General features: G+C 35.9%; 17 protein-coding genes and 1 riboswitch. Of the genes, 14 read left to right on the top strand and 3 right to left on the bottom strand.

The window, feature by feature from the left end:
• Window positions 1-3 precede the first annotated feature (3 nt).
• Complete coding sequence (locus CLOCL_RS14655; RefSeq protein WP_027621838.1) at window positions 4-828, bottom strand: RMD1 family protein; 825 nt, start codon at window positions 826-828, stop codon at window positions 4-6.
• Between the two features lie 270 nt (window positions 829-1098).
• On the opposite strand from CLOCL_RS14655, the gene CLOCL_RS14650 reads away from it, so the two are divergent.
• Complete coding sequence (locus CLOCL_RS14650; RefSeq protein WP_014256079.1) at window positions 1099-1716, top strand: PilZ domain-containing protein; 618 nt, start codon at window positions 1099-1101, stop codon at window positions 1714-1716.
• A gap of 110 nt (window positions 1717-1826) precedes the next feature.
• Here the strand turns inward: CLOCL_RS14650 and CLOCL_RS22610 are convergent, their stop codons facing one another.
• A complete protein-coding gene (locus CLOCL_RS22610; RefSeq protein WP_014256078.1) occupies window positions 1827-1988 on the bottom strand; it encodes a hypothetical protein in 162 nt (53 codons plus the stop codon).
• A 380-nt stretch (window positions 1989-2368) separates the two neighbouring features.
• On the opposite strand from CLOCL_RS22610, the gene CLOCL_RS14645 reads away from it, so the two are divergent.
• The 3 genes from CLOCL_RS14645 (at window position 2369) to CLOCL_RS14635 (ending at window position 5227) form a co-directional block, all read left to right on the top strand.
• The gene (locus CLOCL_RS14645; RefSeq protein ID WP_014256077.1) at window positions 2369-3619 is read left to right on the top strand and encodes a D-alanyl-D-alanine carboxypeptidase family protein; all 1251 of its coding nucleotides are present in this window, start codon (window positions 2369-2371) and stop codon (window positions 3617-3619) included.
• A gap of 88 nt (window positions 3620-3707) precedes the next feature.
• Entirely contained in the window at window positions 3708-4037 is a 330-nt protein-coding gene (locus CLOCL_RS14640; RefSeq protein ID WP_014256076.1) for a cyclic-di-AMP receptor, read from the top strand.
• A gap of 71 nt (window positions 4038-4108) precedes the next feature.
• The gene (locus tag CLOCL_RS14635) at window positions 4109-5227 is read left to right on the top strand and encodes a serine hydrolase (protein WP_014256075.1); all 1119 of its coding nucleotides are present in this window, start codon (window positions 4109-4111) and stop codon (window positions 5225-5227) included.
• 173 nt (window positions 5228-5400) lie between these two features.
• Here CLOCL_RS14635 and CLOCL_RS14630 read toward each other — a convergent pair whose 3' ends face one another.
• Window positions 5401-5787: a metal-dependent transcriptional regulator gene (locus CLOCL_RS14630; protein ID WP_014256074.1), complete on the bottom strand. Its 387-nt coding sequence runs from the start codon at window positions 5785-5787 to the stop codon at window positions 5401-5403.
• A gap of 371 nt (window positions 5788-6158) precedes the next feature.
• Here CLOCL_RS14630 and CLOCL_RS14625 point away from each other — a divergent pair, with 371 nt between their 5' ends.
• The 10 genes from CLOCL_RS14625 (at window position 6159) to glmS (ending at window position 20383) form a co-directional block, all read left to right on the top strand.
• On the top strand, window positions 6159-6380 hold the full coding sequence (locus CLOCL_RS14625; protein WP_014256073.1) for a FeoA family protein: 222 nt from the start codon (window positions 6159-6161) through the stop codon (window positions 6378-6380).
• A 163-nt stretch (window positions 6381-6543) separates the two neighbouring features.
• Window positions 6544-8694 carry a ferrous iron transport protein B gene (gene feoB, locus CLOCL_RS14620; RefSeq protein ID WP_014256072.1) on the top strand — a complete coding sequence of 717 codons (2151 nt, stop codon included), beginning with the start codon at window positions 6544-6546 and terminating at the stop codon, window positions 8692-8694.
• Between the two features lie 4 nt (window positions 8695-8698).
• Entirely contained in the window at window positions 8699-8857 is a 159-nt protein-coding gene (locus tag CLOCL_RS21690) for a FeoB-associated Cys-rich membrane protein (RefSeq protein WP_014256071.1), read from the top strand.
• A gap of 115 nt (window positions 8858-8972) precedes the next feature.
• Window positions 8973-9066: riboswitch (cyclic di-GMP riboswitch) on the bottom strand.
• Between the two features lie 692 nt (window positions 9067-9758).
• The gene (gene amrA, locus CLOCL_RS14610; RefSeq protein WP_014256070.1) at window positions 9759-11159 is read left to right on the top strand and encodes an AmmeMemoRadiSam system protein A; all 1401 of its coding nucleotides are present in this window, start codon (window positions 9759-9761) and stop codon (window positions 11157-11159) included.
• Window positions 11140-12030 (top strand): AmmeMemoRadiSam system radical SAM enzyme, encoded by an 891-nt coding sequence (gene amrS / locus CLOCL_RS14605; protein WP_014256069.1) that lies wholly within the window; start codon window positions 11140-11142, stop codon window positions 12028-12030. Before amrA ends, amrS begins: the two co-directional genes overlap by 20 nt.
• Window positions 12031-12297: 267 nt before the next feature.
• Entirely contained in the window at window positions 12298-13173 is an 876-nt protein-coding gene (cdaA, locus tag CLOCL_RS14600; RefSeq protein ID WP_051411193.1) for a diadenylate cyclase CdaA, read from the top strand.
• Window positions 13170-14384 (top strand): CdaR family protein, encoded by a 1215-nt coding sequence (locus tag CLOCL_RS14595; RefSeq protein WP_014256067.1) that lies wholly within the window; start codon window positions 13170-13172, stop codon window positions 14382-14384. The genes cdaA and CLOCL_RS14595 overlap by 4 nt, the downstream gene beginning before the upstream one ends.
• Window positions 14385-14393: 9 nt before the next feature.
• Window positions 14394-15980 (top strand): NAD(P)/FAD-dependent oxidoreductase, encoded by a 1587-nt coding sequence (locus tag CLOCL_RS14590; RefSeq protein ID WP_014256066.1) that lies wholly within the window; start codon window positions 14394-14396, stop codon window positions 15978-15980.
• 386 nt (window positions 15981-16366) lie between these two features.
• The gene (gene glmM, locus CLOCL_RS14585; protein ID WP_027621833.1) at window positions 16367-17716 is read left to right on the top strand and encodes a phosphoglucosamine mutase; all 1350 of its coding nucleotides are present in this window, start codon (window positions 16367-16369) and stop codon (window positions 17714-17716) included.
• Window positions 17717-18559: 843 nt separating this feature from the next.
• A complete protein-coding gene (gene glmS, locus CLOCL_RS14580) occupies window positions 18560-20383 on the top strand; it encodes a glutamine--fructose-6-phosphate transaminase (isomerizing) (protein ID WP_014256064.1) in 1824 nt (607 codons plus the stop codon).
• Window positions 20384-20727: the final 344 nt, after the last annotated feature.

Below are 20727 nucleotides of genomic sequence, written 5' to 3'. Positions count from 1 at the left end.
CCCTTACTTTAATAAATCAATTAGCATAAGAACAATTTCCACAACTATCAGTAAAACTATCACCCATTCGACAAACAAGCCTCTGATGGAGTGGGTTATGGAGGAAAAACCGTCTATAATACTATTTAATATATTGGTTTTTTCTTTTAGAATTATATATCTGTCATTTAATTCAAAAAATTCTGCCATACGGGTATAAAATTCTTCGGCTTGAATACTGGACCATGTAATATCGGGTTTATCCAAAATCATTATATAAGCTAATGTGTTGTACTCATGCCGGACTATTTTTGCGGCAGTATTGGCAATTTCCTTGTTACCTACATTAAGTTTTCCCTTTTCCAGTTTGTCAATCATTGTTTCAAGTTTATCCACTATTTGACCGAGCTTTTCCTCGGTTTTTTCTAAGGCTACCGATTTTGCTATAACTGTAGATATGAGTTCGGGGTAAAAATCCTCAAATTTTGGTACAAGAACATATTTATCTGTAAGCTCGATTTCGGAATTTTCCCTGATTTCCAGTTGGTAATCGTCACTGTATTTATCATAAGTTTTTGTGTCAATATCGGATTTAATGCTTTTTAAATACTCCATGAAAACCAATTCGTCATTATTGGTGCAATTGATAAATACAACGCTGCCGAAAGAAAATACCATGACTTTCTGTTCCGGTGACAGATCTCGTTTTAGAATTGAGCTCAGTACATTTCCATAGAGTATAAGCGGTTCTTCCCAGGTATACTTTTTTGGTATATGGCATAGGTCAGCTATGCTGTTGAGGTCGATTTCATTAGATATAGCATAGGCTTTAAAAACAATTCTGTCCAATATAATCACCAGCTTTCACGGGATAAATCACTTATTAATTATAACTATTAACTGAAATCAAAGATAATTCTTTCTTGAAAAGCATTAAATTATACAAATGCATTTAATTTACATTTATATTTTATCATAGCTTAATTAAAATGTAAGTATTTTATTTGATAAGCTGTATTTAAATAGGTAAAAGGCAGGAAGGATTTTGAATGCCTATATAGAAATATTAAAATGTATTCCATAGTAAAATTACACAAAATATCAACAAGGAGGTACAGTATGAAACTAAAACCAGGTGACATTGTAACTTTGGCGCATTATTCAAAGAGTACTCCTTTTCAGAGCGTAGTTCTCAACGTCATGGAAAATGAAGTTTTGCTGAACCTTCCCCGAAAGTTTCCAGCCTATGATTTGTTTGAAGATGATCCTGCTGTTTTAGGTTTTCAGACTGGTGTGGATATTTATGCCGCCGAATGCTCTATTCGGTATATTAATGCCAAGGATGGCAGTGTGGCGTTAAAAATCGAAAATACAGAACATATCAAAGAAAAAAGGATATTTGAACGATTTCCGGTATCCCTTTATGCGGACCTGAGAGTGAAAAACGGCAAAAAGAAATCAGCCTATGTGAGAAATATAAGTCTGAACGGATTGTCAATTGTATCTAAAACCAAGCTTTCAGAGGGTGATGAAGTGGTTTGTGATACATACATAGATAACAGGGTATTGGAATTAGCCGGAACTGTAGTTTGGAAAGGGAAAAGTTCAAAGAACTTTCAATACGGTATAAAGACAGTACTTCAAGATTATAATACAAAGAATTCTTTAAAGCTCTATTTAAATATATTGAAAGATGAACAGGAAAAGGCTGTATTGCATTTGAAAGAGCAAAAATAAAAATACATGTTTTCAGAAAAATTAAGAATATTCCGAACATTAAAACAAACAAGAAAAGGTTTAAGTTTACTCTTTTCTTGTTTGTTATTATTATATGAAAGGATAATTTGCTACTTTTTCTTTTTGAACGAAGTTTGTTTATTGTTTGATTTTTTTGCTAGATCATTAAAAGCCGCATCTTTGTTTTCGCCAAGCTGGTCATTGGCAAATTCGTATAATCCTGCGGAATTATCGATTGGCTGTTTTGATTTCTTGTTTTTTTTGCTTCCCAAAGAAGAACACCTCCTGTTACTGTTGTTAGTTTGCCACAATATCTGAAAGAAATACTGCATGTTTTTGCAAAAGAATTAAAATTCATTATTTTCAGGAAATTATATATATTTAAGTATGGAGGGGCATAATGCATTTTGAAGTTTATAAAGTATAAATGTATTATTTATGGAAGTTATGTTTTTTTGGACCTTGGCAGAAAAATGGCAGTACCGCAGTTGTAAATAAGAAATTAAATGCTATAATTAAAATGAAATATCTAATGAATATTTTGCATCGGTTTGTTATAATTAACTTGTTTGATGTAAATAAATTTCAGTAAGAAATCAATAATGTCTTTCTAATTATAAAATACTGGTGTTAGAATTAGATGAGGTTGAATATGAAAAACAGATTCCTGATTAAAGTTCAGTGCTTTTTAATTGTTTTGTTGATAATATTTGTTAATGGGGGGCAGGTATTTGCCGCTATAGAACCTCCGGAAGTTCAAGCTGCATCGGCAATACTTGTTGAATCTAAAAGAGGACAAATATTGTTTGAGAAGAATAGCAGAAACAGACTGCATATAGCAAGTGCCAATAAATTGATGACAGCATTGCTGGCGCTGGAAAAAGCAGGAGCAAAGCTTGATACGCAGGTGACAATAAGTAAAAATGTAACCGAAGTTGAAGGGTTAAAGATGAACTTGGAAGTAGGTGCCAAATACTCGGTTGAGGACTTGGTTTACACAATTATTCTTACTTCAGGAAACGATTCGGCTATTGCATTGGCAGAATACGTTGGCGGTGATGTGAAAACTTTTGTGGATATGATGAATAAAAAAGCCCATGAACTGAAGTTGAAAGATACTAATTTTACAAATCCGACCGGATTGTACGATGAGGCACAGTATACAACTGCTTATGACCTTGCTGTATTATTAAGGTATGCTTTGTCAAATCCTGCCTTTGACCGTATTTTTTCTACAGAGGCGAAGTTGTGGACAAATCAGAACAAAGTGGAAATTATAACTAACAGCAATAGTCTCTTCTGGAGATATGACGGTATTGACGGAGGCAAAACGGGATATAATGATTTGGAACGGCAAACTGCTATAACTACGGCAACAAGAAATAATATGAGAATTATTAGTATTGTCCTGGATTCACCGGAAGAATATGTTTATGAAGATTCAATCAAATTGCTTGACTATGGTTTCGAAAATTTCAAGACAGGTATTTTGGTTAAAAAAGAACAAATTATAGATACTATGACGGTTGAAGGTAAAACAATAGATTTGATTAGCCCAATAGATGTTTATTATACCTTTCCGGTTGGAGAATATTATATAAAAAATATTGATATAAAAATTAAAGAAAATATTGAGCTCCCTGTACTTAAAACTCAAGTTGTGGGTGCTGTGAAATACATACTGAAAGATGACACTGAAATTAATGTGGATTTGTATCCCGCTGTAAACGTCTATTCTTCAGTGGATATGTTTTCGAGTTTAGTTAAATCAATGATTGAGTATAAAGAAATTACAATTTTATTATTAATATTAATATGGATAGAAATATTTCTGATACTATTAAAGCTGCTGAGGGCAATTAAGAAAGTTATATTAAAGCTTAAGTCTAAGGCTAAAAGTTAGAAACTATTTTAATTATTTTAAATAATTTATGCCGATATTCATATAAATATTACAACTTCAAAAATAAACAATTTATGGAGGTGTGAAGATGAAACTGGTTTTTGCAATAGTAAATGATGAAGATGGAAATAAAGTTATGAAAGAACTGAACAAGAACTCATTCTCCGTTACAAAGCTATGCTCTACAGGAGGTTTTCTAAAATCGGGCAACACAACTTTGCTTGTAGGCGTGGATGAAGACAAGGTTGAGCAGGTTATTGAAATTATTAAGAGTAAATCAAAAAGCAGAAAACAAATTGTAAACGCACCAGTTACTCCAATTGATGTGGGAAGCATGTTAATGAACAATACTGTTGAAGTTGTTGTCGGCGGTGCTACAATATTCATTCTTGATGTGGAAAGGTTTGAAAAGGTATAAAATTAGCGTCTTCGTAATATTTATAATACAGTATAATTATTAGTATTTCGATGTGAGCGTATGAGGTGACTATGGAATTTGACAGAAAGCTTTCCATCAAGGAAAGGATTATTAAAAGAAGAAAACAAAAGAGAAGAAGATTTTTTGTAAAAATGTCCTTATTGATGGTAAGTATACTGATTTTGGTTGATTTCGTCAATTCATCAGTATACCAGGACTTAAGAAAAGTTTTTTCCTATAAAGACTCAGTGCCAAGCAATACTCAAATTGAAAATACAATCGAAGAAATTCCTTCTGATATTCCTGACAGCTTAGGTCAGGTTTCAAGTATATATTTTGGCGATATGACTGTTAGTGGCGATGATGTTTTTCCCGAGAACGAAAATTATATCGATGATTATATAGAAGAGGATATTGACAATCTTGTTTCACAGGATAGCTTGGATTACGAAAATCTAAAAAATGAACTGGAAGAATATGTTTCAAGGTTTACAGGTCAATACGGCATATACTTTGTAGATTTGGTAAGCGGATATGAATTTGGAATAAATGACACTGATGAATATACGGCGGCAAGTACGATAAAGGTGCCACTTAATTATTATATTTTTAAAATGATTGAAGCGGGAGAAGTTGACCCTGAAGATACTATAGCATATAAAGAGGATGATTTTGAGGGCGGTACAGGTATATTACAATCTAAAAAGCTGAAAGGCAAGAGTTTCACAATAAGATACCTTTTGAAAGTATCCATTATATATAGCGACAATATAGCAACAAACATGCTTTTAAGGCATTTTGGAAGAAAAAATTTTAAAAATTACCTGAGAATGCTGGGAGGTACGGTTGTAGACGATAACAAAAACGTGTCTTGTCCCAAAGATATGGCTATTTACTTGAAAAATATCTATGAGTTTTGCAATGAAAATAAAGAATTGGGTAAAGAGCTGAAGTATAATTTGTGTAATACCATACATAATGACAGGCTGCCCAGGTTATTACCCAAAGATGTGAAAGTTGCGCATAAAATTGGGGATCAGATTCAGGCAGTGCATGACGTTGGTATAATTTATGCCGATAACCCATATATATTGGCTGTTATGTCTAAGGGGGTAATAAGTGACGAAGAGGCTCGCAGTGTAATAGCCCAGGTTTCTAAAAAAGTTTATGATTTCATGAACGGAAAATAATTAGCCAAAGAACTGATGGCGAAACTATGATTTATTGATTTGAACTTGTAATTTTAGGACAGGTTTATTTTAATGTAATTTTACCACCTTTAGTTTTATTGGGATGAAACTAAAAAATCTCCGCTTTTTTACCGGCACAAAGCATGGTAAAAAGCGGAGATTATTTTTCAATTTTATTCGTTAATATTAATATTTAAGACTTTTTGACAGTGTTCCTTAATTTTGTCAAAGCTCTTCTGGCTAATAACATGTTCAATTCGGCAGGCATCTTCTTTTGCAGTTTCTTCATCAACACCGAGAGCCATAAGATATTTTGCAAGCAGTAAATGGCGTTCATATACACGTTCGGCAATTGCCAAGCCGCTTTCGGTAAGAACTATTGAGCCATTGCTTTCAACAGATATATATCCTTGTTCCCGAAAGTTTTTCATAGCTGTGCTGACGCTTGGTTTAGAAAAAGAAAGCTCGTTTGCAATGTCTATTGAACGAACATATCCGTTACGCTTTTTCAGTATGAGAATCGTTTCGAGATAATTCTCTGCAGATTCCTGGATTTTCAAAATAAATCCTCCTTTTACCCGTAATCATTGAAAACAGTTCTTTTTTAACCTGATAATAATAATAATGCTTTACAATAAGTTAATTTAACAGTTGAATTCAGGTTTCACAAACATATCGAAAAATTCCTGCTAAGTTATTATATATATACCACAATCATATAGTGAGTAACTAAGGAAAAATAATACAATTTCAGCATATATTATAGAATCCTCTACTATAATGTTATCAAATAGTAAGTAATTAGGCAAGAAAAAATATTCTTATACTGTTGACAGGGAAAATTTGTAGTGCTAAACTAATAATAGAGTTAGCTTAAGCTAACTTTTAAAATGTAGTTTAGTTAGGTTAGACTAACTAAGGAGGTAATTTGATGAAAACACTTAAAACAGTCAAATGCGGCGAGACAGTCAAAGTAGTGAAACTTCATGGTGAAGGTGCATTAAGACGCAGAATTATGGATATGGGTATTACTAAAGGTGTTGACATATTTGTGCGTAAAGTGGCACCCTTAGGAGATCCTATCGAGATAAATGTTCGAGGATATGAGCTTAGTATTAGGAAATCTGATGCACAAATGATTGAGGTAATGTAACGACTGATTTTCTACATAGATTGTACTAAGCTTGTAAAATGATGTAAAATTCATGTCGTGCTATACTGATACAAGATCTCTAAAGCAGGCAGTCTTTTAGGCTGCATATTTTGAGACTCGCAGTTAGGATAGACTAACTTTTATGTTTAGGAGGGAAATTTAAATGGAAATCAGAATTGCCCTGGTGGGTAATCCGAACAGCGGAAAGACTACATTATTCAATGCTTTAACAGGGAGTTCTCAATATGTCGGAAACTGGCCAGGCGTTACAGTGGAAAAAAAGGCGGGAAAATTAAAAGAAAATAAGGGAATAGAAATTGTGGACCTTCCAGGGATATATTCTCTTTCACCTTATACCTTAGAAGAGGTGATATCGAGAAATTATTTGATGGAAGAAAAACCGGATGTTGTTATTAATATAGTAGACAGTACAAACATCGAAAGAAACCTTTATCTTACCACACAGCTTACTGAAATAGGAATTCCTGTAGTTATTGCTCTTAATATGATTGATATTGTGCGAAAAAAAGGCGATATTATCGACGTTAAAGCATTAAGCAAATGTATGGGATGTGAAGTTGTTGAAATATCTGCTTTAAAAGGTGAAGGCTGCAGGGAAGTAACCGAAAAAGCCATTGAATTGGCAAAAAAGAAAGTGAAGACTACTCCTGTATATGCTTTTTCCAACTCGGTAGAACGGGCTATTAAAGAAATTGAGGGCTTAGTTGAAGGAAAGGTTGACAATCCCCGCTGGTATGCCATAAAACTGTTTGAACGGGATAAAAATGTAATTGAGAAAACCAATCTTTCACCCGATTTAAAGGCGAATATAGAGAACATCATAGTTTCGTGTGAAAAAGACTTGGATGATGACAGTGAAAGTATTATTGCCAATGAGCGCTATAACTATATAGGAAATATAATAAAGTTATGCGTCAGAAAGAAAAATAAAACCAATGTCACAACTTCCGACCGAATTGACAATATTGTAACTAATCGTTTTTTGGCACTTCCCATTTTTGCGTTGATAATGTTCTTAGTCTATTATGTATCAATATCAACCATAGGAACTTTGATGACAGACTGGGTCAATGAGGTACTGTTTGGAGAAATAATACCGGGAGCGGTGGGAAGCTTACTTGAATCAATGGGTACTGCCGAGTGGTTAAATTCACTTATTCTCGATGGTGTAATTGCCGGTGTGGGAGCAGTGCTCGGATTCCTTCCTCAGATGATTGTGCTGTTCTTTTTCCTGGGACTTCTTGAAGACAGCGGTTATATGGCTCGTGTTGCTTTTATCATGGACCGGATATTCAGAAAATTTGGGCTTTCCGGAAAATCTATTATTCCGATGTTAATTGGAACAGGGTGCAGTGTACCCGGAATAATGGCTTCACGTACCATTGAAAATGAACACGATAGAAAAATGAGTATCATGACAACATCGTTCATTCCGTGTTCGGCCAAACTGCCGGTTATTGCTTTGATTGTTGGAGCAATATTCCCTGCCTATCCATGGCTGGCACCGGGAGCGTATTTTGTGGGTATAACTGCAGTCCTTATATCCGGAGTAATACTTAAAAAGACCAAAGCTTTTTCCGGCGATGTTTCTCCCTTTGTAATGGAACTTCCGCCCTATAAGGCCCCAAACCTCAAAAGTTTGCTTATCCATATGTGGGATAGGTCAAAATCCTTTATCAAAAAGGCCGGAACAATTATTTTCCTTGCCAGTGGATTTATATGGTTTGTCAGCAGTTTCAACTGGTCGTTGCAAATGGTGGATGCATCGGAGTCCATACTGGCTTCAATTGGAAGTAAAATAGCAATAGTATTCGGCCCGCTGGGATGGGGAGATTGGAAAGCAGCAGTTGCGGCACTAAGCGGATTGGTTGCTAAGGAAAATATTGTAAGTACGCTGGGTATACTGTACGGATTTGAAGAAGTTACAGAAAACGGAGCAGAAATATGGGTATTGCTTAGTCAGTCTTTTACACAGGTTTCCGCTATTTCATTCCTGATTTTCAACCTGCTGTGTGCACCTTGCTTTGCTGCAGTAGGTGCAATTAGACGTGAAATGGGCAATTTAAAATGGACTTTGATTGCAGTTGGATATCAGACAGGGTTTGCTTACGTTGTTTCGCTCATCATTTATCAATTGGGAACATTGTTTACCGGCGGCGGATTCCATATCGGTACTGCTGTAGCGATAGCAATGTTGGTTTTAATACTTTATTTGATGTTCAGACCTCAACATGGAAAGAATGCAAAAAGCAAAGGTGTTTGGAAAGGTGCGGTAGGAACGCAAGGAGGTTGATTATATGGCAACGGTTATAGTAAGTATAATATTATTTGGTGCCTTTGTGTTGGCTGGATATAACACATATAAAAAATATAAAAATAAAGGTTCTTGCTGCTGTTGTTCAGGCTGTCCGAGTGAAACGGAATGTAATAAATTAAAAGTAAAATCAGAGAGCTAATGCCCTCTGATTTTTTATTTTTAAATCTTATTGTATACATAAAAAATAATAGGTATAAGGAAATATTTAGGACTACTTACTCTAATATGATATTCAGAGAATAAACAGAACTTTTAATGGCAGCCGAGCTATCTTAGCTTCGGATAAACCCAAGCTTTAGACCCAAGGCTTTGCGTCATTGCCTTTCGGCAATTTTGCCCTGTTTCATAAGTCACTATTTATATCTCCTTATACCAAATATAAAGGGGAGTATAATGTACGATATTATTATAACAGAGTAAAATATTACTGTACATTTTGTTTTTTTATTATTTTTAAGCTTTTCAGCTGTTTGAATCATGTTTTCGTTAGAAGAATAATGTGTTTCTCTAAATTTCGTCATTTTTCGTCAAAATATAGAGAATATTATATTGACCATAAAACGAGAAAAACACTACTATGCAACAGGGGAGAACTGTTCCATACTAGTGTTTTTGATAGAGATGAAGGGTATTAATTTGAAGAAGGAGATCATTAAATTTTACATTATTATATTTCTACATTTTTTTTTGAATTCCTTCTTAAAATTAAAAATAAATTTTATTTTTCAAAAATCTTTTTATATAATAGAATATAAAGTGAAGAATGCAGCACTGCTATTAATCCTATATTTTTCGATTGCAGTCTGAAAAAAGGTTTTTCAATTTTAACCGGATTTTGTTTGGAGTACTTTTGAAATTATCTGATTACAGTTATAAAAAATGTATAAATAAGACACGTCTATAGAAAAATATGTAAGGAAGTGAAAGTAAAATGCGGACAAAAACAAAAAGGATTATAGCGTTGATAACGGTTATTATATTCTTTATTACTTCTTTCGGTATGATAATTTTATCAGCATTTTGGAGAGGATAGTGATTTTATGGGAAGAATAATTGGTGCATATATTTTCCCGCATCCGCCCATTATAGTTCCTGAAGTCGGAAAGGGTGAAGAGGAAGCTGCCAGAAAAACCATAGATGCAGCAATTAAGGCAGCAGGAGAAATCAAAAATCAGAAACCATCCACAATTATTGTTACAACTCCCCATGCACCTGCATTTGAGGATTATATTTATATATCGGAACATAAAACACTCAAAGGCAGTTTTAAACGATTTGGTAGGGCTGATGTAAATTTAAGTTTCGATAATAATTTAAACCTTGTACAAAGTATCATTTGCCATGCCTCCGAGGAGGGAATACAAGCCGGGGGAATTGACGGTGCAACAGCTTCAAGATACGGTTTGGACAATGAGCTGGATTGGGGTGCACTGGTTCCCTTATATTATGTGTCTAAGGAATATAAAGATTTTAAGGTTATTCACATTTCAATATCCTATTTAAGCCTGGAAGAGCTGTATAGGTTTGGAATGAGTATAAAAAAAGCGGTTGAATCTTCCAATGAAGATGTTGTCTTCATTGCAAGCGGAGATCTTTCTCATAAACTCTCCCATGATGGCCCTTACGGATATAGTGAAAAGGGAAAGCAGTTTGATGAACTTGTGGTTAAAAGCATTGGGGAAAGCGATGTTAATAGTCTTCTTGACATTGATGAAGCATTTTGTGAGAGTGCGGGTCAATGCGGCTTAAGGTCTTTCGTAATTATGTACGGTGCTTTGGACGGATATCGATTGAAACCTGAAGTATATTCATATGAAGCACCTTTCGGCATAGGTTACTGTATAGCCAAAATTGATATTGCCGGGGAGGATAGTGAAAGAAAAGTGTTGGATAAAAGGATTGAAGATATAAGAAAAAATGAAGATGAATATATAAAACTTGCCCGCAAGTCTTTGGAGACTTTCGTAAAAGAAGGCAGAGTAATAGAAGTGCCCGATAGCCTTCCTGCAGAGATGAAGGAGAACAGGGCAGGGGTTTTTGTCTCAATTAAAAAGAATGGCCAGCTTAGAGGATGTATTGGAACGATAGAGCCTACAAGAAAAAATATCGCGGAGGAAATTATTCATAATGCCATAAGCAGCGGTACAGGAGATCCGAGGTTCTATCCGGTTGAGGAAGATGAGCTTCCAAGTCTGGTATATTCTGTAGATGTTCTGATGAAACCTGAACCAATCCAATCCATAGAGGAATTGGATGTAATAAAATACGGAGTAATTGTAAGGTCGGGACATCGTTCCGGTTTGCTTTTGCCGAATCTTGAGGGGGTAAATACACCGGAGGAACAGGTGGAAATAGCCCTTAGGAAAGCGGGAATAGGTAAAAATGAAAAATATTCCTTAGAGAGGTTTGAAGTGATAAGGCATGAACCTTACAGGAGATAAGTACAAAAACTTGAAAACGGCTATGTATTTTGATAAACTTGAGGATTCAAAGGTACATTGTTATCTTTGTCCCCACAACTGTGTAATTAATAACGGAAAACTTGGGATTTGCAGAGCACGAAAAAACATTGACGGTGAACTTTATTCCCTTAATTATGGGAAGATAACAGCTATAGCCCTTGACCCTATTGAGAAGAAGCCTTTGTACAATTTTATGCCCGGTTCCAATATATTGTCGGTGGGCACTTTTGGATGCAATCTTAAATGTTCCTTTTGCCAAAACTGGACAATAGCCCATGAACAGCCGGAGACATATGATATATCTCCGGAAATACTTGTATCAAAAGCAAAAGAACTTAAGAGCAAGGGGAATATAGGAATTGCATACACTTATAATGAGCCTTCCATATGGTACGAGTTTGTATATGAAACTGCAAAACTGGCAAGAGAAGAAGGGCTTTTAAACGTGCTTGTTACCAACGGATTTATCGACAAGAAAGCAATGACCCAGCTTCTACCTTATATTGATGCAATGAATATAGATGTAAAAGCATATACTGAATCATTTTATAATGACATATGCAAGGGGGCTCTCGAAGATGTCAAAGCAACTGTCGAACTGGTGTATAGCTGCTGTCATATTGAAATTACGACTCTTGTAATTCCAACACTTAATGATGCCTTAGAGGAAATTTCCGATTTGGCTAAGTGGATTGCATCTCTTTCAGCGAAAATACCTTTGCACTTAACAAGATATTTTCCGAACTACAAGATGCATAATATACCCCCAACTCCTAAGGAAACCTTAGTAAAATGCAGAGAGGAAGCTCTTAAATACCTTGAATGTGTTTATCTTGGTAATATTGTGTAAATAATAATATTAATATTTCATTAAATTATTTAAAAGTCTATTAACGTATTATATTATTAGTGTTAAAATATAAAATTGAACTAATGTATATATTTAACTTGCAAAGGCATAATTTTACAATGAGTGTCTTTATTCGATAAAAAGCTGTATTTACTTTCTCAAAGATGAAAGAGAGAAGTATACAAAATACATTTGGTGCAAAGAGAATATATTTTGCACAAAAACCGCAAACATTATGAAATAACTGGAAGAACGTGGGGTTATCTGATGGATTTTATAAACCAAATTAATTTATGGGGAATTTTTAATTTTCTTTCGGATAATTTAAGTATAAAAGGGCCATGGGATCTGGTAAAAACTGTTGTTGATATAAGTATTGTATCTTATGCCATATATAAAATGGCAATGCTGGTTAGAGAGACAAGAGCATGGCAGTTGATAAAGGGTATTCTGTTTATATTAATTGCTTCTAAGTTAAGTGATATTTTAGGTCTTAGAACCATTGCCTTTATACTTAAAATGATAATTCAATATTTGGCTATAGCATTGGTAGTGCTGTTCCAGCCTGAGCTTAGGAGAGGTCTTGAACAGATTGGAAGAAGCAGGTTTAAGAGTTTCTTCAGTTTTGAAGATGAAAGTTATACCATTAAGGTAAAATCCAATATTGAGGAAATAATTAAAGCTGTAGTTGAAATGTCGCGGACTTTTACCGGTGCATTAATTGTTATTGAAAGGGAGACAAAAATCGGCGATATAATAAATTCAGGAATTCAGATTGATTCCAACGTTACATCGGAACTTTTGATAAATATTTTTACGCCCAATACTCCTCTTCATGATGGAGCAGTAGTTATCAGAGGAGATAAGATAAAAGCAGCAGCATGTTTTCTGCCTTTGACGGAGAATCCGAACTTGAGCAAAGAGCTTGGTACAAGGCATAGAGCAGCTCTGGGAATAAGTGAGGTATCCGATGCCATAGTTGTGGTTGTTTCGGAGGAATCCGGCAAAATTTCTGTTGCTTTAAACGGAGGACTGACCAGAAACCTTACTTCCGACACCCTTAGAAAGGCACTAAGCAAGAACCTTTTGGAAAAAGACGTACCCAACAAAAAATTGGGTTTGTGGAAGGTGAAGTCGAAATGAGTGATTTGTTGAAGAGGGATACAACTGTAAAAATTATGTCGGTTTTATTTGCAGTGTTTCTCTGGTTTTTTGTGTTGGATAGCACAAACCCAATAGTTTCTATGGATTTTAGTGTGCCTTTGAGAATTGAGAACGAGAATGTATTGAGAAGCAAAGATATAGTGATAAAAGAGTCAAATTTTCCTCGAAACGTTACAGTTAGTTTAAAGGGCAGGGAGGAGAAAATAAAGCGTATTAATTCTTCAGAGATAGAAGCAGTTGTGGATTTGTCAAAAGTCAATGATGCTTCCACTGGTTTTTTGTACGTGGAGATATATAATATTCCTGATGGTGTTTCCTTTGAAAGTGTTTCACCAAGGACTGTAAATTTTAAACTTGAAAAGATAGGTGAAAACCTTTATCCCATTGAAGTGACGACTGTGGGAAAAGCTAAGGAAAACTACAGGGTGGTGGGCATCAGTATTACTCCGCAGACCATATCCATTGAAGCTACCAATTCGGTAATCAGTTCTATCGGTAAGGTTATGGCAGTTGCAGATATAACGGGTATTAAAAGCGATACTTCGATGAAGCTCATGTGTAAGGTATATGACAAAGTAGGCAATGAGATGCCTGAATTTAGCGATAAATATAGTGTTGAAGCCAGAATTGAGGTGGCGAAAGAAGTTTCGGTAATACCTGTGGTTAAAGGAAAACCTGCCAAGGACTATGTTGATGGTGTGCACAAAGTATCACCGGATAAAGTATTGATATCCGGACCTTCCAATTTGTTAGATTCCATTGACAATTTAAAAACTGAAAGCATTGATATTGAAGACCTTGACGCCAGTGTTACCAAAACAGCCAACATAGTTTTGCCCAGCGGTGTGAACCTTGTAAATTCACAAAAAGCTGTTTCTGTCAGTGTGGAAATAGTACCTCTTTCGGTTAAGAAATATAAAATAAAGGCAGAAGATATTATAATGGAAAATGAAGAGGCTGACGATTCGCTGACGTATAAAATTGTTGATGAAGAAATTGAGATTGAAATAAAGGGAACTATGGAAGAATTGGATAAGATTGTTGAGAGTAAGCTAAAACCATCTATTGATGTAAGAGGCCTGAAAGAGGGAACTTACAAAAGAACACTTAAGGTTGTACTGCCAAGTACCCTTAAATTGTCACAGGATGTTGAAGTGGAAGTAGTAATTGAAAGAAAGAATGAAGGATAGAGGGACTAAATGAAGCTGATTGTACACAATATAAAACTATCTTTGGATGATGATATAAACTCTTTAAAGAGGATGGCCGCTAAAAAACTTAAAATAGATTCTAAAGAATTTATAAATTTCAGGATTGTGAAAGAGTCTGTGGATGCCAGGAAAAAGCCGGATATATTCCTGGTTTATTCTGTCATGGTTGAAATACCCGGGAAGATTAAAGTACCAAATAGTAACGATGTCCGAATTGTTGAGGATAATATAGAAGAAAAATTGATTCCCGGAGACAAAAAGTTAAAATATAGACCTGTTATAATAGGCACAGGTCCGGCAGGACTGTTTGCTGCTCTTGTGCTTTCACAAAACGGATACAGGCCTTTGGTTTTGGAACGCGGCGAATGCGTGGAAAAAAGAACCGAAATCGTAAACAGTTATTGGAATGGCGGAGAACTCAATTCTGAAACCAATGTCCAGTTTGGAGAAGGCGGTGCGGGAACTTTTTCCGACGGAAAGCTTACAACGAGGATAAACGACAGAAGGTGCACAAAGGTTTTGGAGGAATTCTATAATTTTGGTGCACCGGAGGAGATATTATATAAAGCAAAGCCACATATAGGTACCGACATACTGAAAAAAGTAATTGTAAACATGCGAAAAAAGATAATAGAATTAGGCGGGGAAGTTAGATTTAATTCAAAAGTTACTTCTATAAAAATCAAGGACGGAAAAGTTACCGGTGTGGTGGTTAACGGAAGTGAAACCATTGACGCTGAGGTTGTGGTTCTTGCAATAGGTCATAGTGCGAGGGATACATTTTTAAGCCTTTTTGAAAGTGGAATTGAATTTATTCAAAAACCTTTTTCGGTGGGCGTCAGAATTGAACATCCTCAGGAACTCATTAACAAAGCACAATATGGTGCAGCTGCATCGCATCCGCATCTTGGAGCAGCCGATTATCAGCTGTTTTACAAGTTAAAGGACAGAACGGTATATTCCTTTTGCATGTGTCCTGGAGGAGTTGTAGTTGCTGCGGCATCCGAACCCAATATGATAGTGACAAACGGTATGAGTGAGTATGCCAGGGATAGGGAGAATGCCAACAGTGCCCTTGTGGTGTCTGTTGGACCCGGGGACTTTGGAAGCGGCCATCCTTTGGCCGGTGTTGAGTTTCAGCGAAATTGGGAGAGGTTGGCTTTTACTGTTGCAGGAAGCTGCAATGCTGCTCCCATTCAAAGGCTTGAGGATTTTATTGACGGAAGGGTATCGGTTAAATTGGGAACGGTAAAACCAAGTTACACCGGAAAGACAAGTTTTGCCGACCTGAACCTATGTCTTCCGGTATTTGTAACAGGTCCTATGAAAGAGTCCATCAAATATTTTGATGACAGGCTTAAAGGTTTTGGAATAGGTGATGCTCTTCTTACCGGAGTTGAGACAAGAACTTCTTCGCCGGTTAGAATTCAAAGGACAGAAACTTTTGAATCCACAAAGGTAAAAGGGCTTTATCCTGCCGGTGAAGGCGCAGGCTACGCCGGAGGAATAGTTAGTGCAGCTGTTGATGGAATAAAAGTAGCCGAACAAATAATTAAAACATACAATGTATTATAATTGTTTTTTCAATAATCCCTTAGGTCATGTCAAAAAATAATCTGTGAACTGAACATTTACGCGTAAGACCTGTCAAATTGGGTTTTTAAAATACTTTGGTGAAATTGTATAAATAACAAAAGAAGGATTTTGTGAGATTTAATGGAAATTTATTACAAAATTTTATTTAAATTCAAAATTAACATAAGAGTACTTGTTTTATTAAATGCATTTAGTTTATAATGATTTAGTGATATACATGAATATTTTATAAATTGATTAATAACAAATGAAGAGTTGCTTTTAAAAGCTTTATTTGTGTTGATATATTGGCTAAAGCTTTTACAACGCTTGAACGATGTATGAAGAGTATAAAGAAATTCTATAGTAAAGAGGGGTTGAATGTTTTGGGTCGCTTATTTGGTACAGATGGAGTAAGAGGAGTTGCGAACAGGGAATTAACTGGTGAATTGGCATATAAATTGGGGCAGGCAGGAGCTTATGTTTTGACTTCAGAAACAAAGCATACTCCGAAAATATTGGTTGGTATGGATACAAGAATATCGGGGGATATGTTGGAGGCTGCACTTACAGCAGGTTTATGTTCGGTAGGTGCGGAAGTTATATCTCTCGGCATAGTTCCGACACCTGCGGTGGCATATCTGACAAGGCTGTATAATGCCGATGCCGGTGTGGTTATTTCTGCATCCCATAATCCGGCTGAATTTAACGGAATTAAATTTTTCAACAGCAAAGGTTACAAACTGTCCGATGCTTTGGAGGAAAGAATTGAGGCAATTATTCTGGATGGAGCAGAGGAAATTACCTTGCCTGTGGGAGGCAGCGTAGGAAAAAAAGGAAAAATAGATACTCAAATAGATGACTATGTCAACTTTATAAAAAGTACAATAAAAGGCGATCTTAAAGGCCTGAAGATAGCTATTGACTGTGCCAACGGTGCAGCTTATGAGGTGGCACCTAAAGCACTGAAAGAGCTCGGTGCAGAGATATTTGTAATAAACAATAAGCCTGATGGAGTAAATATAAACTGCAATTGCGGTTCTACCCATATTGAACAGCTTCAGAAATTTGTAGTGGAAGTAGGAGCTGATGTTGGGCTCGCTTTTGACGGTGATGCCGATAGGGTTCTTGCTGTTGACGAAAATGGAAAGCTGGTTGACGGTGACCAGATTATGTCCATTATCGGGCTTGAACTGAAAAAAGAAGGAAAGCTTGCAAAAGATACTATAGTTGTTACTGTTATGAGCAATCTCGGTTTTGACATTATGGCTAAAAGAGAAGGAATTAATGTAGAAAAGACTAAAGTAGGAGACAGATATGTTCTGGAGAACATGATCCAAAACGGATATGTACTTGGCGGTGAGCAGTCGGGTCATATTATATTCTTAGAACACAATACCACAGGAGACGGACTTTTGACAGGAGTTCAACTTCTCAATGTGGTAAAGAGCACAGGCAAAAAACTGTCAGAACTTGCTTCTGTCATGCGGGTTCTTCCTCAGGTGCTGAAAAATGCAAAGGTTAAGAATGAAAATAAAAATAAGTATCTTGACGACCCAGTAGTATGTAAAATGTGCAAAGAGCTTGAAGAGGAATTTAAAGGTGAAGGCAGGGTACTTATAAGACCTTCCGGAACTGAGCCTCTTGTAAGGGTTATGATTGAAGGTAAGGATCAGGAGTACATTACTGCGAGGGCAATTGAATTGGCAAAGGTTATTGAAGAAAGACTTGGATAAACCGTTGGTAAAATATTCGAGTTTAAAAAATTCTAACTTTTGTCGCTAATTGATCGATAAATATCATATAAGGATTAGAATTATATAAATTTATCGGACAATTAGTGATGGATTTATATTTAAAGTGCTGTTGGTATAGGAAATTGCAGGATTAATCAATGTTTGTGCCCGCAAATATAATTAATTTAAGAGTATTTTGCGGCACAAACAGAAAAAGTGCATTTTAACATTTTGAAAAAAATGTTGAAAAGCACAAAGTCATTGTTAAGCAAAATAAAGGGGGATAGTGATATTTGCTTAATATGACTTGGAAAGAGCGCCAGAGCGTATTTAGCATACGTTGACGAGGAGAAGGAGGTCATCGGAAATTTTGTATCCGATGAGTTATCGAAATATTCGGCGGAAACCTTCCGGTATACCACTATCGATAGGATCTATACAAAAACTGCAGGCAACTGCAGAACAAAAATGGGTCCGCGTGGTTAATCCTGTTCTATTCATACAATTCAACAATATATTTCTTATATTGCAAAAGTATTAGTTGAATGCGTATTGCTGCGAGACTAATGCTGTATGTAATTTTACGGTTTTTCATGCTTTTGTTGAATTGCATGTCATGTATTGGCTATTTGTAATAAATTACAGCAATTTTAAAACATAATTATTATATGGCAACAATATGTGAGTTTGGTTTAGTCGAAGTACTATCCATCAGAATTAAGGTATTTTGAGCTTTGTATTGATACGCTGTTTTTTGCCAGAAACAGTCTGTTATCAATCGGTTATGTATTTTTATCTTTTATGCAAATGTAAATTTAAAAATAATGATATGGAGTGGTAAAAATGTGTGGAATAGTTGGATATATAGGCAGCAAAATAGCTGCGCCCATTTTGATAAACGGATTAAAGAAGCTTGAATATAGGGGTTATGACTCAGCAGGTGTTGCAATTTTTGAGGATAATGACATTAAGGTTGTAAAAAGCAAGGGAAGGCTTTCAATATTAGAAGAGAAAGTCAATGAAGAGAAGCCGCAGGGTACAATAGGTATAGGTCATACACGATGGGCTACTCACGGGGAACCCAATTATTTGAACTCCCATCCCCATGTAAGTAATTCCGGTAAAATTGCTGTTGTGCATAACGGTATCTTTGAAAATTATATGGAATTGAAAGAGTTCCTTCAGACAAAAGGTTACCAATTTTTTTCCGAGACCGATACCGAAGTGTTTGCCAATTTGATTGACTATCATTACAAGGGAGATATAGTGGAAGCAGTTATTAAATCAATTAACGAGGTTGAAGGCTCCTATGCTTTGGGAGTTATATGCAGGGACTGTGACAGTAAATTTGTAGCAGCGAGAAAGGATAGTCCATTAGTTGTAGGCCTTGGAGAAGGGGAAAACTATATTGCATCGGATATTCCTGCAATTTTGGAGTACACAAGAAATGTTTACATTCTTGAGGATAAAGAGGTTGCGGTGTTGACCTCCGATAGTGTAAAAGTATATGACAACCATGGAACAGAGAGAAAAAAAGAGGTATTTAAGGTAAACTGGGATGTAAGTTCTGCCGAAAAAGCCGGTTATGAACATTTTATGATTAAGGAGATTTTTGAAGAGCCAAAGGTTATAAAGGATACTATAAATCCGAGAATTAAAGACGGAAAAATATCTCTTGACAGTATCAATTTAACTTCTGAAGATCTGGAAAAAATTGAGAAGATATATATTGTTGCCTGCGGCACCGCCTACCATGCAGGAGTTGCTGGAAAATACCTGATTGAAAAGCTTGCAAGAATTCCGGTGGAAGTTGACGTTGCATCGGAATTCCGTTACAGGGATCCCATTATAAGCGATAAAAACCTGGTCATAATTATAAGTCAATCGGGTGAAACATTAGATACATTATTTGCTTTGAGGGAAGCAAAGAAAAAAGGAGCAAGGGTATTGTCCATTGTAAATGTTGTGGGAAGCTCTATAGCAAGGGAATCCAACGATGTGCTTTATACCTGGGCAGGTCCGGAAATTGCCGTTGCATCGACAAAGGCATACAACACGCAGCTTTCGGCTTTATACCTTATTGCCCTTGACTTTGCAATGAAAAAAGGCAGAATAGATGAGGAATTTTATAAAAGGATTATTGAGGAGCTTCGAAACATTCCTAAAGCCATAGAAAGTATACTGGAGAATAAGGAAATAATTCAGAAGTTTGCATCGGAACATTACAACGCAAAGAGCATATTCTTTATTGGAAGGGGCTTTGACTATGCACTTTCAATGGAAGGCTCTTTAAAACTTAAGGAAATTTCATATATACACTCGGAAGCTTATGCTGGTGGGGAGTTGAAACACGGAACCATAGCCCTGATTGAAGAGGGCACTTTGGTTATCTGTCCGATGACCCAGGACGATTTGATGGAGAAAATGATAAGCAATATCAGGGAAGTAAAAGCAAGAGGTGCGACAGTTCTTGCCATTGCCAAGGAAAGTAACAAACAGGCTGAAAAAGCTGCCGATGTTGTATTTACAATTCCCGATGTTGATTCGTTGGTTGCACCAATAGTGGCAGTAACACCGCTTCAGCTGTTTGCATATTACATGGCTGTGCAAAAAGGTTGCGATGTGGATAAACCAAGAAATTTGGCAAAAAGCGTCACAGTTGAGTAGGGCGTATCTGCAAAATAAAATCTTGTATATAACTAAAATAAACTCCACTCCATGATAATAAAGTTGACTCTATAAAAATAAAGTTCGTTCCAAAATCCCGTAGCAGATGCAGGAGAAATCTTCATTTGCTGCGGGATTACTTTTTTATAGGTAAAAGGGTTAAGGTATAAGTGTATAACCCAAAAAAACTCGTGTCACGAATAAAAAAGTCGTGTTAAAAATAAAAAAGTTGTGTTAAAAGTCATGGTGAAAATAGGGTAGAAAACCTTATTGGAGCCATGATTTTTGTTTTAGGATGAGTAGGGTTAAGGGGTAAGGTATAAGGTTAAAAGTATTGATTTTAT

It is taken from the genome of Acetivibrio clariflavus DSM 19732, from assembly GCF_000237085.1.
Lineage (GTDB): Bacteria > Bacillota > Clostridia > Acetivibrionales > Acetivibrionaceae > Acetivibrio > Acetivibrio clariflavus.
This window is presented reverse-complemented; position numbering and strand designations above follow the sequence as displayed.

Bases quoted from the DNA above. Each gene is read 5' to 3' on its own strand.
- CLOCL_RS14590 (WP_014256066.1), top strand. From the start codon at position 14,394: ATGAAGCTGATTGTACACAATATAAAACTATCTTTGGATGATGATATA.
- glmS (WP_014256064.1), top strand. From the start codon at position 18,560: ATGTGTGGAATAGTTGGATATATAGGCAGCAAAATAGCTGCGCCCATT.
- CLOCL_RS14595 (WP_014256067.1), top strand. From the start codon at position 13,170: ATGAGTGATTTGTTGAAGAGGGATACAACTGTAAAAATTATGTCGGTT.
- CLOCL_RS21690 (WP_014256071.1), top strand. From the start codon at position 8,699: ATGGCAACGGTTATAGTAAGTATAATATTATTTGGTGCCTTTGTGTTG.
- CLOCL_RS14650 (WP_014256079.1), top strand. From the start codon at position 1,099: ATGAAACTAAAACCAGGTGACATTGTAACTTTGGCGCATTATTCAAAG.
- feoB (WP_014256072.1), top strand. From the start codon at position 6,544: ATGGAAATCAGAATTGCCCTGGTGGGTAATCCGAACAGCGGAAAGACT.
- cdaA (WP_051411193.1), top strand. From the start codon at position 12,298: ATGGATTTTATAAACCAAATTAATTTATGGGGAATTTTTAATTTTCTT.
- amrA (WP_014256070.1), top strand. From the start codon at position 9,759: ATGGGAAGAATAATTGGTGCATATATTTTCCCGCATCCGCCCATTATA.
- CLOCL_RS14625 (WP_014256073.1), top strand. From the start codon at position 6,159: ATGAAAACACTTAAAACAGTCAAATGCGGCGAGACAGTCAAAGTAGTG.
- CLOCL_RS14645 (WP_014256077.1), top strand. From the start codon at position 2,369: ATGAAAAACAGATTCCTGATTAAAGTTCAGTGCTTTTTAATTGTTTTG.
- amrS (WP_014256069.1), top strand. From the start codon at position 11,140: ATGAACCTTACAGGAGATAAGTACAAAAACTTGAAAACGGCTATGTAT.
- CLOCL_RS14635 (WP_014256075.1), top strand. From the start codon at position 4,109: ATGGAATTTGACAGAAAGCTTTCCATCAAGGAAAGGATTATTAAAAGA.
- CLOCL_RS14640 (WP_014256076.1), top strand. From the start codon at position 3,708: ATGAAACTGGTTTTTGCAATAGTAAATGATGAAGATGGAAATAAAGTT.